The sequence below is a fragment of the Mesorhizobium sp. CNPSo 4671 genome (genome assembly GCF_057784245.1).
Genome location: NZ_JBWLUW010000001.1, coordinates 327,027 through 342,699, shown reverse-complemented (window position 1 = coordinate 342,699; position 15,673 = coordinate 327,027). Strand labels below are relative to the sequence as shown.

At 63.9% G+C, this 15,673-nt stretch carries 13 protein-coding genes; 5 read left to right on the top strand and 8 right to left on the bottom strand.

Annotated features, from left to right (window positions below; translation table 11 throughout):
* From ehuD to ehuR, 5 genes are all read right to left on the bottom strand, one after another.
* Complete coding sequence (ehuD, locus tag AC04SF_RS01465) at window positions 1–660, bottom strand: ectoine/hydroxyectoine ABC transporter permease subunit EhuD (protein ID WP_475452226.1); 660 nt, start codon at window positions 658–660, stop codon at window positions 1–3.
* Between the two features lie 34 nt (window positions 661–694).
* Complete coding sequence (ehuC, locus tag AC04SF_RS01460) at window positions 695–1,354, bottom strand: ectoine/hydroxyectoine ABC transporter permease subunit EhuC (protein WP_096455411.1); 660 nt, start codon at window positions 1,352–1,354, stop codon at window positions 695–697.
* A gap of 205 nt (window positions 1,355–1,559) precedes the next feature.
* A complete protein-coding gene (gene ehuB / locus AC04SF_RS01455) occupies window positions 1,560–2,411 on the bottom strand; it encodes an ectoine/hydroxyectoine ABC transporter substrate-binding protein EhuB (RefSeq protein ID WP_488476196.1) in 852 nt (283 codons plus the stop codon).
* A gap of 65 nt (window positions 2,412–2,476) precedes the next feature.
* Entirely contained in the window at window positions 2,477–3,268 is a 792-nt protein-coding gene (gene ehuA, locus AC04SF_RS01450) for an ectoine/hydroxyectoine ABC transporter ATP-binding protein EhuA (RefSeq protein ID WP_488476195.1), read from the bottom strand.
* Window positions 3,269–3,393: 125 nt separating this feature from the next.
* Window positions 3,394–4,779: a MocR-like ectoine utilization transcription factor EhuR gene (gene ehuR / locus AC04SF_RS01445; protein ID WP_202351033.1), complete on the bottom strand. Its 1,386-nt coding sequence runs from the start codon at window positions 4,777–4,779 to the stop codon at window positions 3,394–3,396.
* 83 nt (window positions 4,780–4,862) lie between these two features.
* Here ehuR and AC04SF_RS01440 point away from each other — a divergent pair, with 83 nt between their 5' ends.
* The 5 genes from AC04SF_RS01440 (at window position 4,863) to AC04SF_RS01420 (ending at window position 11,139) form a co-directional block, all read left to right on the top strand.
* Window positions 4,863–5,354: an Lrp/AsnC family transcriptional regulator gene (locus AC04SF_RS01440; RefSeq protein WP_488476194.1), complete on the top strand. Its 492-nt coding sequence runs from the start codon at window positions 4,863–4,865 to the stop codon at window positions 5,352–5,354.
* 130 nt (window positions 5,355–5,484) lie between these two features.
* The gene (locus AC04SF_RS01435) at window positions 5,485–6,978 is read left to right on the top strand and encodes an NAD-dependent succinate-semialdehyde dehydrogenase (protein ID WP_488476193.1); all 1,494 of its coding nucleotides are present in this window, start codon (window positions 5,485–5,487) and stop codon (window positions 6,976–6,978) included.
* Window positions 6,979–7,011: 33 nt separating this feature from the next.
* Window positions 7,012–8,391 carry an aminotransferase gene (locus tag AC04SF_RS01430; protein WP_488476192.1) on the top strand — a complete coding sequence of 460 codons (1,380 nt, stop codon included), beginning with the start codon at window positions 7,012–7,014 and terminating at the stop codon, window positions 8,389–8,391.
* A gap of 9 nt (window positions 8,392–8,400) precedes the next feature.
* The gene (locus AC04SF_RS01425) at window positions 8,401–9,504 is read left to right on the top strand and encodes an alcohol dehydrogenase family protein (RefSeq protein WP_488476191.1); all 1,104 of its coding nucleotides are present in this window, start codon (window positions 8,401–8,403) and stop codon (window positions 9,502–9,504) included.
* 138 nt (window positions 9,505–9,642) lie between these two features.
* A complete protein-coding gene (locus AC04SF_RS01420; protein ID WP_488476190.1) occupies window positions 9,643–11,139 on the top strand; it encodes an HAL/PAL/TAL family ammonia-lyase in 1,497 nt (498 codons plus the stop codon).
* Window positions 11,140–11,186: 47 nt separating this feature from the next.
* On the opposite strand, the gene AC04SF_RS01415 is transcribed toward AC04SF_RS01420, so the two are convergent.
* The 3 genes from AC04SF_RS01415 to AC04SF_RS01405 form a co-directional block, all read right to left on the bottom strand.
* A complete protein-coding gene (locus tag AC04SF_RS01415; protein ID WP_488476189.1) occupies window positions 11,187–12,626 on the bottom strand; it encodes an NAD(P)-dependent oxidoreductase in 1,440 nt (479 codons plus the stop codon).
* A 217-nt stretch (window positions 12,627–12,843) separates the two neighbouring features.
* Window positions 12,844–14,190 (bottom strand): NAD(P)/FAD-dependent oxidoreductase, encoded by a 1,347-nt coding sequence (locus AC04SF_RS01410; protein WP_488476188.1) that lies wholly within the window; start codon window positions 14,188–14,190, stop codon window positions 12,844–12,846.
* A gap of 272 nt (window positions 14,191–14,462) precedes the next feature.
* Window positions 14,463–15,440, bottom strand: coding sequence for a phosphatase PAP2 family protein (locus tag AC04SF_RS01405; protein WP_488476187.1), 978 nt, complete (start codon window positions 15,438–15,440; stop codon window positions 14,463–14,465).
* Between the last annotated feature and the right edge of the window lie 233 nt (window positions 15,441–15,673).

Genomic DNA, 15,673 nt, shown 5'->3' with positions numbered 1-15,673 from the left:
CTACCTCTCGATCTTGCCGTAACGGCGTTCCAGCCAGCGCAACAGCACGACCGAACAAAGGCTGATGGCGAGGAAGAAGGCGCCGACCAGCGTGATCGGCTCGATGTAACGATAGTAGGTGTTGGCGACGCTCTTCGCCTGGTTCATCAGTTCCAGTACGGTGATCGCCGAAAGCAACGGCGTCTCCTTGAACATGGCGATGAAATAATTGGCCAGTGCCGGGATCATCGGCGGGATGGCCTGCGGGATGATGATGTGCGTCCAGGTCTGCGTGGCGCTGAGATTGCAAGCCTTGGCGGCCTCCCACTGGCCGCGCGGCACATTGTCGATTCCGGCGCGGTAGACCTCGGCCGTATAGGTGCCGTAGTGCAGCCCGAGCCCGATGACACCGGCGACAAGCGGTGGCAGCAGGATGCCGATGTCGGGCAGCACGTAGAAGATGAAATAGAGCTGCACCAGAAGCGGTGTGCCGCGGATGAATTCGGCCGCCCAGCCGACGGTGCGCGACAAGGCCTTGTTGGGCGAGCGGCGCGCCAGTGCAATGCCGAGCCCGACGATCGCCGCCAGCACCGAGCCGAGCAGCGTCGCCAGGATGGTGATCTTCACCCCCTGGATCAGCGTCGGCAGGATCTGCCGGACAAAATCCCAATCCCACTCCATCAGCAGGCCCAATTTATCAGAAAGGCATTGCCCATCAGATGCGCACCCCATCAAGGCCGCGCGCCATGCGGCGTTCCAGCGAGCGCACGCCCCATGAAATGAGCAGCGCCAGGATGAAGTAGATGACCAGGATGGTGGCGAAGGGCACCATGGTGTTGCCGGTCTGGGCGCGCACCACCTGCGCCTGGAAGGTCAGGTCGGCGAGCGAGATCAGCGAGACGACCGATGTCGCCTTGAGCAGTTCGATGGCGTTGTTGCCGAAGGTCGGCAGCATCACCAGGAACGCCTGCGGCAGGATGACATGGCGCATGCCTTGCCAGCGGCCGAGATTGAGCGCGATGCAGGCTTCGTGCTGTTCGCGGCCGATCGACTGCACGGCGCCGCGCACCACTTCCGCGGCATAGGCGCCGACATTCAAACCCAGCGCCAGCACGCCGGCCTGCAGCGGAGTCAGTTCGAGGCCAATCAGCGGCAGCACGAAATAGGCGAAGAACAGCTGCACGAAGATCGAGGTGCCGCGGAAGAACTCGATATAGGCGGTGGCCAGCGCCCGCAGCGCGAAAAAGCGCGACAGCCGTCCCATGCCGGCAAGAAAGGCCATGATCAGGGCAAGCACCGACCCCATCAGCGTCAGCTCGATGGTGACAAGCGCTCCCTGCAATATCAGGCCGAGATAGCCGGACCACTGGGTCATTGAAATTCCAACGTTTGATCTTGGTCCCTTCTTCCCGTTAACGGGGAGAAGATGCCGGTTTACCCTCCGTAGCTGCAGCGCAGCTGCTGCGTAGGACGGGCAGGCAGATGAGGGGCAGCGCGAACTTATGAAGGTATGGCGCCGCCCCTCATCCGTCACTTCGTGACACCTTCTCCCCGTAAAATGGGGAGAAGGAAGAAGGGCGCTACTTCGCCGAGCAGAGCTTATCGCGCGTCGTCGACATGGCGGCGGCGGCCGAGAAACCGTATGGCTCGATGATCTTGGCGAATTCGCCGGATTTCTTCATCTTGGCGAGCTCAACGTCGAAGGCATCGCGCAGCGCCTCGTCGCCCTTCTTGAAGGCGGCGCCGTCGCAATAGACCGGGGCGCCCTGCACCGGCGCGATGACTTCGAGGTTCGGATCATTGGCCTTTTTCATCAGATCGTTGATCGACAGAACCGGCAGCGAATAGGCGTCGATGCGGCCGTCCTGCACCATCTTCAGGCCGCTCTGGCCGTCTGGCACGACGATGACGCGTTCGCGCGGCACGCCGGCGTTGAGCGCCAGCTTCTCCTCGGTGCCGCCGCCGGGCGCACCGATCGTGGCCGACGTGTCCTTGGCGACGTCTTCGTAGCTCTTGAAGCCCTTCGGATTGCCCTTCTTCACCAGCATCGCCTCGGCGTCGCACAGCACCGGTTCGGAATAGGCGACCGCGGCGCAACGCTCCGGCTTCATGAACAGGCCGGCGGTGACGACGTCGAAACGGCCGGCCTTCAGGCCGGGGATCATGGCGCCGTATTCGGAGATCGAGGCGACGATGTCGCCAACGCCGAGGCGTTTGAATATCTCACGCGCCACGTCGGGTGCTGCGCCAGAAACCTTGCCGTCGGCGGCGACCGCCGTATAGGGCGGCTCATTGGCGATGGCGACACGGGCGAAGCCTTGCGACTTCAACTGCTCGAGCTTGCTGTCGTCGGCCAAACCCGGGATCGAGGCGGCCAGAACCGCCGTCAGTGCCAGGCCGGCGACGCCGGCCAGAATGCCAAGTTTCTTCATTGTTCCCAACTCCTTGTTTTCGTTTCTTGGTTTGGTTGGGGCGATCTTCCGCCCCTGCAAAGCGGTCAGACGCGATGTCCGGCCGCGATGATCTTCTTCAGGAAGCCTTGCGTGCGCTCCTGTTTGGGATGGCGGAAAATCTCGTCAGGCTTGCCTTCCTCGACGATCTTGCCACGATCGAAGAACAGCACCCGGTCTGCAAAGTCGTGGGCAAAACCCATCTCGTGGGTGACCAGCAGCATGGTCATGTCGGTCTCGGCGCAGAGCCGCCACAGGACATTGAGCACTTCCTCGACCAGTTCCGGATCGAGCGCCGACGTCACCTCATCGAACAGCATGATCTTCGGCTGCAGAGCGAGCGCGCGGGCGATCGCGACGCGCTGCTTCTGGCCGCCCGACAGTTGCGCCGGCATCGCCTTGGCCTTGTCGGCCATGCCGACCATGTCGAGCAGTTCCATCGCCCGCTTCTCGGCGGCGGCGCGCGGCGTGCCCTTGGTCAGCATCGGCGCCAGCGTCACATTGTCGATGACGCTCTTGTGCGGAAACAGGTTGAACAGCTGGAAGACCATGCCGATCTTCTGGCGCATCCTGGCCAGATGCCGCTCGTCGGCCGGCAGCAGCTGGCCATTGCGTTCCATGTGGTAGAGTTGCTCGCCTTCGATCTGGATGTGGCCGCCATCGATGCGCTCCAGCGTCATCAGGATGCGCAGGATCGTCGTCTTGCCAGAGCCGGACGGACCGATCAGCGCCAGCTTCTCGCGCGGCATGACCTGCATCGACAGGCCGTCCAGCACCTTGAAGCTGCCGAAGCTCTTCGAGATGCCGTCGATCTTGATGATGGGCGCGGTTGTGGACAAATGAATTTCCCCGTGCTGGAGAAGCCTATGCCCTTAACGATGCGGAACGCACCAAATCATGTCAATTGGGAAAATAATATCATGACAATTATTCTGATTCCGCACAATTTCCGAGCAACGCGGGCCTAAATGGCAAGCAGCAGGTGCTCCGGATCGCCAAGCAAGAGCTTGGTGACAACGCCGAGGCCGGCGCGCAGTTCCCCTTCGGTGGTCGAGCCCAGCGAGATGCGCACCGCCGGATGCCAGGGCGCGTCGGAAATGCGGAAGGAGGTGCCCGGCGCGATCGCCACGCCCTGCAGCCGCGCCTGGGCGACAAACCCCTCCTCTGCGCGGTTGTCAGGCAGTTGCAGCCAGACGTGCAGCCCGTCGCGCCGGGCGCGATAGTCGATCCCGGCAAGCACCTCCGCGGCGATGTCCTGCCGCCGCCGCAGTGCGGTGCGCTGCCAGCGCACCAGCTCCATCGCGGTGCCGTCGGTCACCCATTTGGTGGCGATCTCGGCCACCAGCGGCGTTGCCATCCAGTTGGAGACGAGGTGCCGGTTGGCGACGGCGGCGACATAGCGGTCGGGCGCGGCGAGGTAGCCGATACGCAGGCCGGGCACGGTGATCTTGGTGAAGGAAGTAACGTAGAGCGTGCGCTCCGGCGCGAAGGCGGCGACCGGTGGCGGCCGGTCCTCGACCAGCGGACCCAGCACATCGTTCTCGATGATGGCAATGTCGTGCTTGCGCGCAACGGCAGCGATTTCTTCGCGCCTTGCAGCATCCATCAGCGTTGCCGTCGGATTGATCACAGACGGCTGCACGAACACCGCGCGGATGTCGGACAGCCGGCAGGCCTCGTCCAGCGCTTCCGGGATCAGGCCGTTGTCATCGATCGGCAGGCCTTGGAGGTTGAAGCCGAGATAGCGTGCCAGCGGCACCAGCGTGTGGTGGCCGATCGCCTCGGTGGCAACGGTCGAGCCCGGCGGCGCCACGCTCATCAGCGCCACCGTCATGCCGGCGGTGGCGCCATTGGTGAGGCTGATGTTCTGTGCGGAGACATCGAGCCCGCATAGTTTCAGCCATTCGACCGCCACGGCGCGGTGGCGCGGAAACACCATGTTGGGCCGGAAGGACAGCGCCGAACTCGACGGCAGGTTTTCGGCGAGCCAGCCCAGCGCCTGCTTCAGCCGCTCCAGATGCATCGGCTCGCAGACCGGCTTCAGGATGGACAGGTCGATGACCTCGCCAAGACGCTCTGGCAGATAGGGCGGCTCCGGTTCGCGGCGTTGCGTCTGGACAAAGCTGCCGCGCCCGATCTCGCCCGAGATCAGGCCGCGCCGGATCAACTCCTCATAGGCGCGGCTGACCGTTTGCACCGACAGCTTGAGATCGTCGGCCAGCCGGCGATGCGTCGGCAGGCGTGCGCCATTGGCAAGCCGCCCGTCATGGATGGCGCGGGCGAACTGGTCGGCCAGCGATTGATAGGCTGGCCGCCTTATGAGCGCGGGGTCGGGTTGCCACAATGTCATGACTTATTAGAGATCGAAATCAGTGCAATTGACAATCGAAATAATGCGCCATCATGGTACTGTTGACGAAAAAGTGGACCCTGATGACTGCCGCGAAACTCGACGCCATCGACCTCAAAATCCTCGAAGCCATCCAGCGCGACGGCCGCATCACCAAGCTGGCGCTGGCCGAGCAGGTGGGGCTGTCGCCGACCCCATGCTGGATGCGGCTGCGCAAGCTGGAGAAAGCCGGCATCGTCTCGGGCTATCACGCAAGGATCGCCATGCGCGTCGTGGCGCCGGTCGCCACCGTGCTGATGGAGGTGACGCTGGCCAGCCACCGCCAGGCCGATTTCGACCGTTTCGAGCGCGTCATCCGCGACATTCCCGAGATCGTCGCCTGCTGGTCGGTTGGCGGCGGGGTCGACTATGTGCTGAAGGTGATGGCGCGCGACATCGATGCCTATCAGCGGCTGGTCGACAGCTTGCTCGAGCGCGAGATCGGCATCGACCGCTACTTCACCTACATCGTCATCAAGACGGTGAAGGACGATATTGCGCTGCCCATAGGCGACCTGTTGCCGGTGTCGACCTAACGCCGGAGAGATCGTCTGCCCGATCGGCGCAATAGAGAGAAACTCACTACCAGCATGCGTCCAAACAGCCTCTCTGTCTGCCCACGATGGATACTCTCCCGGCATCAGACCGAACCGGGAGGCTTCGACCATGTCCGCGCATTTCGCTCGCTCGCATCGCCATGAAGCGCTCGACCGCCTCGCCGACCGCCGGCTGCTGCGCGAACTCGCCTATGTCGACGGCCACTGGACTGCTAGCGAGGCGGCCGAAAGTTTTGAGGTCACCGACCCGGCGACGGGAAGCACGGTCGCCTTTGTCGCCGCGCTGGATGCACGGCAAACGACAAAAGCGATCGATGCCGCCGCCCGCGCCTTTCCAGCCTGGCGATCGCTGCTGCCGCAAGAGCGGTCAAGAATTCTGCGAAAATGGTTCGAGCTGATCATCGCCGCGAAAGACGACCTCGCTTTGCTGATGACGCTGGAACAGGGCAAGCCGCTGCAGGAATCGCTCGGCGAGATCGACTATGCGGCCTCCTTCGTCGAATGGTATGCCGAGGAAGCAAAACGCCTCAACGCCGAGAGTGTCACCAGCCATCTGCCGAACGCGGAAATGATGGTGCGGCGCGAGCCGCTCGGCGTCGTCGGTGTCGTCACGCCATGGAATTTCCCCTCGGCCATGCTGACCCGCAAGGCGGCCGCCGCCCTTGCCGCCGGCTGCACCATCGTCGCGCACCCGTCCTCGGAAACGCCGCTGTCGGCGCTGGCACTGGCCGAGCTTGGCGAACGGGCCGGCCTGCCCGCCGGCGTCTTCAACATCGTCACCGGCAAGGCCGCGACGATCGTCGGCCGCATGTGCGAGGACGCACGCGTCCGCGCCATGAGTTTTACCGGCTCGACCGAGATCGGCCGGCTGATCGCCGCCCAGAGCGCGCCGACGATGAAGCGGCTAGTGATGGAGCTTGGCGGCCACGCGCCACTGATCGTCTTTGCCGATGCCGATCTCGACAACGCGGTCAGCATCGCCATCGACGCCAAATTCGCCACATCAGGCCAGGACTGCCTCGCCGCCAACCGTATCTATGTCCAGCGCCCGCTCTACGACCGCTTCTGCGCCGCCTTTGCCAGGCGCATCGAGGCGCTGCGGACCGGCAATGGGCTCGTCGACAAGATTGATATCGGGCCGCTGATGCACGAGCGCGCCGTGGCGAAGGTCGAGGAACAGGTCGCCGACGCCATCGCTCATGGCGCGCGCTGTCTCGCCGGCGGCAAGCGACATCCGGCCGGACCGCTGTTCTACCAGCCAACGTTGCTCGCCGATGTGCCCGACGAGGCATTGATCATGCGTGAGGAGACTTTTGGACCGGTCGCCGCGGTGACGCCGTTCGACAGCGAGGACGAGGTCATCGGGCGCGCCAACGCCACCGAATATGGCCTCGTCGCCTATGTCGTGACCGAGAACGGCGCGCGCCAGCAGCGCATGGGCCGCGCCCTCGACTACGGCATGGTCGCCATCAACCGCGTCAAGATCACCGGCGCGCCGATACCCTTCGGCGGCGTCAAGCAATCCGGCATCGGCCGCGAGGGCTCGCGCCACGGGCTCGAAGCTTTCACCGATCTGAAGTATCTCTGCCTGGACGTCGCGTAAGTCCGCCCGGCCACATTTCAAGGAGTCAAAAAAATGCTCGACCAGTCCAACGAACTCGCCGCGTGGGATCGCGACCACTTCTTCCATCCCTCCACCCATATGGGCACGCACGCACGGGGTGAATCACCGACCAGGATCATGGCCGGTGGGGAAGGCGTCACCGTCTGGGACAACAATGGCAAGAAGAGCATCGATGCCTTCGCCGGCCTCTATTGCGTCAATGTCGGCTATGGCCGCCAGAAAATAGCCGACGCCATCGCTACCCAGGCGAAGAACCTTGCCTACTACCACGCCTATGTCGGCCACGGCACCGAGGCCTCGATCACGCTGGCCAAGATGATCATCGACCGCGCGCCCAAGGGCATGTCGAGGGTCTATTTCGGCCTCTCCGGCTCGGACGCCAACGAGACCAACATCAAGCTGATCTGGTACTACAACAACGTGCTCGGCCGGCCGGAGAAGAAGAAGATCATCTCGCGCTGGCGCGGCTATCACGGTTCGGGCGTGATGACGGGATCGCTGACCGGGCTCGACCTGTTCCACAACGCTTTCGACCTGCCGCGCGCGCCGGTGCTCCACACCGAGGCGCCGTACTATTTCCGTCGTGCCGACCGCTCGATGAGCGAGGAGCAGTTCTCGCAACATTGCGCCGACAAGCTCGAAGAGATGATCCTGGCCGAAGGCCCGGAAACCGTCGCCGCCTTCATCGGCGAGCCGATCCTCGGCACTGGCGGCATCGTGCCGCCGCCGGCCGGTTATTGGGAAAAGATCCAGACGGTGCTGAAGAAATATGACGTGCTGCTGGTCGCCGACGAGGTGGTCACGGGCTTCGGTCGTCTCGGCACCATGTTCGGCTCCGACCATTACGGCATCCAGCCGGACCTGATCACCATCGCCAAGGGCCTGACCTCGGCCTATGCGCCGCTGTCGGGCGTCATCGTCGCCGACAAGATGTGGCAGGTGCTGGTGCAGGGTTCCGACAAGCTCGGCTCGCTCGGCCATGGCTGGACCTATTCGGCGCATCCGATCTGCGTTGCCGCCGGCGTCGCCAATCTCGAATTGATCGACGAGATGGACCTGGTGACAAATGCCCGCGAAACCGGCGCCTATTTCCGCGCCGAACTCGCCAAGGCCGTCGGCGGGCATAAAAATGTCGGCGATGTGCGCGGCGACGGCATGCTGGCGGCAGTCGAGTTCGTCTCCGATCGGGATGACCGGGTGTTCTTCGATGCGTCGCAGAAGATCGGGCCGCAAGTGGCGACAGCGCTTGCGGCAAGCGGCGTCATCGGCCGCGCCATGCCGCAGGGCGACATCCTTGGTTTTGCACCGCCGCTTTGCCTGACGCGTGAGGAAGCCGACATCGTCGTGTCGAAGACGGCAGATGCGGTGAAAAGCGTGTTTGCCAATCTCTGAGATCGACCCATGAATGCCATGACCAGAGCCCTCCCCGCCACCATGGCCGCCGTGCTGCTCACCGGGCACGGCGGACCGGAAAAGCTCGTCTACCGCACCGATGTGAAAGTACCCGCGCCCGCCCCAGGTGAAGTGCTGGTCAAGGTCACCGCTTGCGGCATGAACAACACCGATGTCTGGGTGCGCCAGGGCGCCTATGGCACGGAAGAGGACGCCGCCGCCGTGTCGACCTGGCGGAGGCAGGGCAACACGCTTGTTTTCCCCCGCATCCAGGGCACCGACACGGTGGGTACCATCGTTGCCGTCGGCGAAGGCGTTTCGCCGGACCGTGTCGGCGAACGGGTGATGGTCGATTTCTCCATCTACAACCGCGACGACGATTCATTGGCCGACATCGACTATATGGGTCATGGCCGCGATGGCGGTTACGCCGAGTACCAGACCGTGCCGGCGCAGAACGCACATGTCGTTGACACGGAGATGAGCGACGTCGAACTCGCCACTTTCTGCTGCGCCTATCTGACCGGCGAGCAGATGCTGGAACGCGCCGGCTTGAAGGCCGGCGAGCGCGTGCTGGTCACCGGCGCCTCGGGCGGTGTCGGCTCGGGCATCGTGCAGCTGGCGCGGGCGCGCGGCGCGATCCCCTATGCAATCGTTGGCAAGGGCAAGGAACAGGCGGTGCGCGACATCGGCGCCGAGGCTGTCATCACCCGCGGCGTCGCCGACCTGCCGCAAGCCGTGACTGAAGCGACCGGCGGCAAGCCGATCGACGTCGTGGCCGACCTCGTTGGCGGCGCGATCTTCAACGACTTGCTGCGTATCCTGAGGCCTGAGGGCCGCTACACCACCGCTGGCGCGATCGCAGGCCCGGTGGTGCAGCTCGATCTCCGGACCATGTATCTCAAGCAGTTGCAGTTGCATGGCTCGAGCCAGGGCACGCGCGCCGATTTCCGCCGCATCGTCGGCTACATCGAGGCGAAGAAAATCAGGCCGGTGGTGGGAGGCGTCTACAGGCTCTCCGATTTTCACCACGCGCAGGCCGATTTCATCGCCAAGGATTTTGTCGGCAAGCTGGTGGTGGTGCCCGACGCTGTCGCGGAGCGCTCGGCGTAGTTTCGGAAATCCAGTCATCCTCGCTTCTGACTGCTGCCCCAATGGGAATGGCTTGCAGTCCAACCGGCAAGCCGCCACAAACGGTGACGCCCGCCGCGCCGCTGGTCCGGGCCTCTGGTCACAGGATACAGGCGAGATATGACAGCCCGCATGATACTGCTCGACGCCAAGCCGCTTGGCGTGGCTGACGTCGCCGAGATCGCACGCCGCAACGCCCGGCTGATGCTGGGCGAAGACGCGATGCGCCGCATCCGGGCGAGCCGCGCCCTGATCGAGCATCTCACCGGGCTTGGCAAGCCGATGTATGGCGTCACCACAGGCCTCGGCGCCTGTGTCGACACGCCACTCGCGCAGGCCGACCTGATCGCCTTCCAGCACAGCGTGCCGCTCAGCCACAGCATGGGCATCGGACCGGCGCTCCCGACCGAGGCGGTGCGGGCGATGATGACCGCACGCATTTCAGGCATGGCCGCCGGTGGCACCGGCACCTCCGAACGCGTGGTCATGGGTCTGGTCGCGGCGCTGAACGCCGGCGTCCATCCGGTGATCCCGACCTGGGGCTCGATCGGCGCGGCGGACCTTGCCCATCTCGGCCATATGGCAAGGTCGCTGCGCGGCGACGGCGAGGCGGAGTTCCAGGGCAGGATTATGCCATCCGCCGAGGCGCTGGCGCTCGCCGGGCTCGAACCGCTCGACCTACGCGAAAAGGACGGCCACGCCATCATCGTCGCCAATAGCCTGTCGACCGGGACGGCGTGCCTGCGCCTCGAAGACGTCGCCCATCTCATCGACTGGGCGCTGGCCGCTGTCGCTCTCAACTACGAGGCGTTCCGCTCTTCCCTTACCGCGATCGACGCGGATGCCCTTGCCGCGCGGCCGGCCTTCGGCCAGGGCGAGATCGGCGCGCGGCTGCGCACGGAGCTGACCGGAAGCGGCCTGTGGAAGGACAGAGCAGCGCGGCGCTTGCAGGACCCGCTCAGCTATCGCTGTGTGCCGCAGGTCTGGGGCGGCCTGCTGAATGCATTCGAACAGGCGCGGTTGGCGACCGAGATCGAACTGACCCATTCGGGCGACAATCCGGTGATCCTGGCAGAGGGCGAACGGGTGATTTCCAACGGCAATTTCGACCTCACGGCAATGACGCTCGCCTGGGAACAGCTCGGCCAGGCGCTCGCGCATTGCGCTGTCGGCACCGCCAACCGCTGCATGAAGCTGATGTCGCCAACGATAGCCGACCTGCCGCGGTTCCTGTCGGCCAGGGGCGGCAGCCGCCAGGGCTATGCGGAACTGCAGAAACCATTGTCCGCGCTGGAAGCAGAAATCCGGCATCTGGCCAACCCGATGTCGCTCAGCCCGCTCGCGGTTTCGGACGGCATCGAAGATCAATCATCGATGGCGCCGCGGGTCGTGGCCAAGACCGCCGAGATCATCGAGCGCATGCGCTATCTCGTGGCGATGGAACTGATCTTCGCGGCGACCGGCGTGGAGTTGCGCGGTGTCGTCGACAGCATGGGCGAAGGGCCGCAGCGCACCTTTGCCGCCGTGCGCGCGCTCGTCTGCCCACTCGACGACGACCGCGAGATGAGCACCGACATGACGCGGGTGGCGCGGATGGTGGCCGGCCCACGGTACTGAGCGCCGGTCATTCCACCTGCCGCAAACTCTACAGCGGCAGGTCGAGCCTATTGGTAAGGGCCTCTTAGGTTCAGTTTCTCGGCCAGCAGGCAGAAGCGGTCGATCAGCCGCACGAGCTCCTCACCATGCTCGGCGACGATTTTGTTGCGCTCGACGGACGGTGTGTCTGCCAGGGCCTTCCACAACCGGCTTTGCCGGTCGCAGACATCCGCCAGTTCGGAGCAGTTGCTGGCGGTCAATCTCGAGAAATGATCCGCCGTCACCGGCCCGATGCCGGGAGGCGTCGTCGCGCCCAGGGAAAGAAAGCCCGGCGGCAAGGTGCCTTTGGCATTGGTCGCCGATTTGCGGCAGATGACATCGAATATCTGGTCGACAGCTTGTTTGGCACCGGCAACGCGGGAGGGATGGTCCGTATCGGCCGCGGCGTGCGGCAGAAGTTCGAGTTTGTCGCCATGCTTCTCGACAAGGTCGAGATAAGGCAGCATCGGACCGGAAAGAGCGCCGGTCGAGGCATTCCTGAACAGATCGGCGTCTATGGCGGCATGGCGCACCTGCCCTGCATCCAGGGCATCGCCAAGCGCCGCGACGTCGACAAGCTCGCCGCGATCATAGTTGACCAGCACCGCGCCCTTGTTCATGCGCGACAGGACATCCTTGCCGATGAGCCCGGCATTGGCGTAGCGCCCGCTTTGCGCGTCCTGCTTGCCGAGGCCGACATGGACGCTGAGCACATCGGCGCCTTCTGCCGCATCGATGAGGTCCGGCGCAAAGGCAAAGCCCTCGGCTTCTATCCAGTCGCGGTGCCGTGGCCGTGCATGGATCACCACGCGCATGCCGAAGGCGCGGGCGAGCTTGGCCACCTCCCTGCCGATATTGCCGTAGCCGATGATCGCGATCGTCTTGCCTTCGAGTTTCTCGGTCGGGAAATCACGCAGCTCCCTGCCGGTGTCGAAATCGCCGCTCGCCACCCGCTGGTGAAGTCTGTCGGCCGGGAGATCCGGCAGCACTTTCAGGATCGCCTTCATCACCATCTGTGCGGTGGCGCGGCTGTTGATGCCGGGTGTGTTCATCAGCACCGCGATGCCGCCCTCGCCGTTGCCGCCACCCCAGGAGCGCGAGCCCATATTGCCGGTGCCGGCGCCGATCCGCACGCCGGCGAGCGCGAAGACGGTCTCGGCGGGCAGGAAGGTCGCGGCGGCGATGACGGCGTCATAGCGGCCATCGCCGGCGGTTTCGATCAGCTCCTCGCTTGTGCTGAGCTCCGGCTGGTAGAAGAAATGCACCCGGCCCCGCTCGAGACCTGCTCTGTCGCCAAGCGCGGACAGGTGAAAGCGGCCGCCCTTGGCCTCGATATGGGCGCGCACCTCGCTCGGGTCAGGCTTGCCGTCAGGCCCGAAGCGCAGGCCGACCAGGTCGCAAATCAGCACGGCGTAGATCTTCTGCGGATCGATCGGCTCCAAGGCCTGTTTATTGGTATTCGCGGTCAAGTCGTTTCCCTCGTGCAAGATCGGAAAGGTCTGCCGGCACGGCAGCGCGCTCTGAAATCAGAACCTATCCGCCCGGAAGGGCGTCAGATCGATCGCCGGCGGCAAACCGGCGGCAAGTTGCGACACGATCTTGCCGATGATGGCGCCGCCAATGAGGCCTTGATGGCCATGGCCCAAGGCATAGATGACGTTCTGCGCCCGCGACGCCCGATCTGATCTAGAGACTGGGTCCCAGCTTGATCGGGCTGCCGTCGCTGAAGCGGGATTGACGGAACCGGTGAAGATCATGTCCGATCTTGTTTCCCTGGACGAGGTCGGACACGACGCGGCCCATCCCAGGCCCGATACCGAAGCCGTGACCGCTCATCCCGGTGGCGATGACGAGCCCCGGAATTTCGGCGGCACGATCGACCACCGGCACGACGTCCGGCATGGCATCGATCATGCCCGCCCAGCTCGCCCTGACCGGCACCGTCTTGAACTGCGGGAAAAGTGCCGTGAATTCGCGCTCGATGTCGCGCAGTGCCGAGGCTTTGGGGGCTGGATTGAGGATGCGCATCCGTTCGAACGGGCTTTCCTCGTCCGCGTGCCATCTGCGTGGGGTTGACCAGCTGTCCGGAAACCCTCGCGGCGCCGCCGGCGAATAGTGGGTGCCAAAAGGATTGGCCATCAGCGCGGGAACATATTTGCGCGCATGACGAAAGGCGTCAGGCCCAACATACAGCTGATTGCTGCCGCCCGATGCCAGCGTGTAGCCGCCATCCTGCCTGCGCCGGAACGCGATATGGTCGTCGGCCACGGCTCCCGCATGGATTTCGGGCATGGGTCCAGTCGCGACGACGGTCGCCCTGACGCTGAGCTGCGGAATGGAGACGCCGTGAGCGCGCAGGAAGAGCGACGTCCACGCACCACTCGCCACGACCGCGTTCGAGGTGGCGATACGGCCCTGCTCGGTCCACACCCCGCTGATGCGTCCAGCCGATATGTCGAGCATGCGCGCCGCACAATTCTCGATGATCGTGACGCCTTGCCGCGCAGCCAGGCGGGCAAGTGCCGGCACCGCGACCCAGGGTTCCGCGCGCATGTCCGATGGGGTCGTCATTGCACCCTTGAAGGAGCGCGACATGGCAGGGACGAACCTGGCTGTCTCTGCCTGGTCGAGGAGACGCGTATCGACGCCGTGTACCTCAGCGATCTTCAGGAATTTGGCGAAGCCGGCCATCTCCTTGTCCGTTCGCGCCAGATAGGTAACGCCCGTCTGCTTCAGTCCGATGTCCTCGCCACACTCTTCGGCCAGTTGCCGCCAGAGGCGCTGCGCTTCGATGACCACAGGCAGTTCATCGGCATCGCGACCCTGCTGCCGGATCCAGCCCCAGTTCCGCGACGACTGCTCGCCGGCGATTCGGCCCTTTTCCAGCAATGTCACCGAAATGTGGCGTCGCGCCAGGAACAAAGCCGTGGTCACGCCGATGACGCCACCGCCGATGACCACAACCTCGCAAGCCTTCGGCAACGGCGCTTGAAACTGGATCGGCATGGCTTCGGTGAAGGGAAAACTTGTCAAGGAAGACGGCCCTCTTGGTATTCACGGCGGTACCGGCCCTCGTTGCCGGACCGGCCGCTTACGAGGAATCTCGGCGATGCGTGACAGAACTGATAGTCCGTCAAGGCTGGGTCGAGCTGGAGAATCTGCGCGTCAATGCAATAAAATTCTTATGCCAGTCAAACGTCACCTGGACACCATCATGGCCGCTTTCTGGGCAGCATGCAGCGGTTCAGGATGGCGGCGGCCATCACGCCGCAAGAAAGCTGCACGTCAAGGCAGCAAAGGCGTCCTCAACCTTCCATGTCGACCCGAAGGTCGCGTTGAGCCAATGGCGACTGCGCCATCGAAACACACAGGATGGTGAGCGCGCCGACAGCAGCCCCGGCAAATACGTCGATCAGGTGGTGTCCTCCCTCGGGAAGGGTCGACACAAGCATCATGGCGTTGAGGACGCCGACCGGCCAGGCAACAAGGGGAAGCTTACGCAGCGCGTATGTCATCATGATGCCAAGCGCCGTGTGGTAGGAGGGGAACGTTACCAGCCCTTCGGCTTGTGACACCAGCAGGCCGACCGGTTCATCGCCGCGCAGCCTCGTCAGCTCGGCCAGATGCCACACTCCTGCCTTTGCGGTGAAGTTACTGAAATCGGCGGCGACTGGCTGGAAATAGGCATAGGCCCCCGCCGCCGGCACCAAGCTCATTGCTGCGGCCGTGAAAGCTGATGACACCGCCATCGTGGCCATGAATTCGGTGAGCCGGACCCTATCGGTGAAAGCCAGCAGGACAATCAGCAGCGGGATTTGCGGCCCGACCGAGTGGTAGGCAAAGACCAAGGCAGAGGCGATGGCCGGGTGCGAGTTGGTCAGTTCGAGAAAGGACAGCCAGTTAAAACCGATCCCCGCGTCGATCGCCGCCAGTGTCTCATCCATCAACGGCCTGTCGGTATCAGCCGCCAGATACATGAAATAGATCGACGCGAAGCCGATCGGAATGAGAAGGAACGCGTTGGCGGCAAGGGATTTGAGGCTCTCGGCCGAATAGCTGATCAGGCGTCCCGGCCGCGACCGGTCCTCGGACAGGCGTCGTTCGACCGTTCTCATTGCAAGGAAGACCACAGCGAGCATCGCCATTACCTTGGCGAACTCGCCCCAGCTTCGAGGATCGAGACTGATGTCGGAGTTCCGTGACCAGATGACATCCGCAACGGCGAAGCCGATCGTTACTATCGCGACGATCATGGCCAATCTGGTATTTTGGCTGATCTGCATGTCCGCCCCCACGGCTTGGGGTGCATTGAAACATCACCATCAGGTTTAAGACAAGCCCACGACCTGCTCATACCCTCGAAGGGCGATTTATTCGGCCGTTGAAGTGTTCCCTACTGGCATCGATCTGGTGCCAAATGAAGTTGCGCGGCGGTGCCAAACGATTTTGCGCGCCACACTATTGGCCCCTTGAAGGGTCAAGTCGGACACGCGTAACATCGCGCCATCAGAACTGA

Coding starts and splice junctions, on each gene's coding strand:
- AC04SF_RS01435 (WP_488476193.1), top strand. CDS start 5,485: ATGTCCGCGCATTTCGCTCGCTCGCATCGCCATGAAGCGCTCGACCGC.
- ehuR (WP_202351033.1), bottom strand. CDS start 4,779: ATGACATTGTGGCAACCCGACCCCGCGCTCATAAGGCGGCCAGCCTAT.
- AC04SF_RS01425 (WP_488476191.1), top strand. CDS start 8,401: ATGAATGCCATGACCAGAGCCCTCCCCGCCACCATGGCCGCCGTGCTG.
- ehuD (WP_475452226.1), bottom strand. CDS start 660: ATGGAGTGGGATTGGGATTTTGTCCGGCAGATCCTGCCGACGCTGATC.
- AC04SF_RS01405 (WP_488476187.1), bottom strand. CDS start 15,440: ATGCAGATCAGCCAAAATACCAGATTGGCCATGATCGTCGCGATAGTA.
- AC04SF_RS01430 (WP_488476192.1), top strand. CDS start 7,012: ATGCTCGACCAGTCCAACGAACTCGCCGCGTGGGATCGCGACCACTTC.
- ehuB (WP_488476196.1), bottom strand. CDS start 2,411: ATGAAGAAACTTGGCATTCTGGCCGGCGTCGCCGGCCTGGCACTGACG.
- AC04SF_RS01440 (WP_488476194.1), top strand. CDS start 4,863: ATGACTGCCGCGAAACTCGACGCCATCGACCTCAAAATCCTCGAAGCC.
- ehuC (WP_096455411.1), bottom strand. CDS start 1,354: ATGACCCAGTGGTCCGGCTATCTCGGCCTGATATTGCAGGGAGCGCTT.
- AC04SF_RS01420 (WP_488476190.1), top strand. CDS start 9,643: ATGACAGCCCGCATGATACTGCTCGACGCCAAGCCGCTTGGCGTGGCT.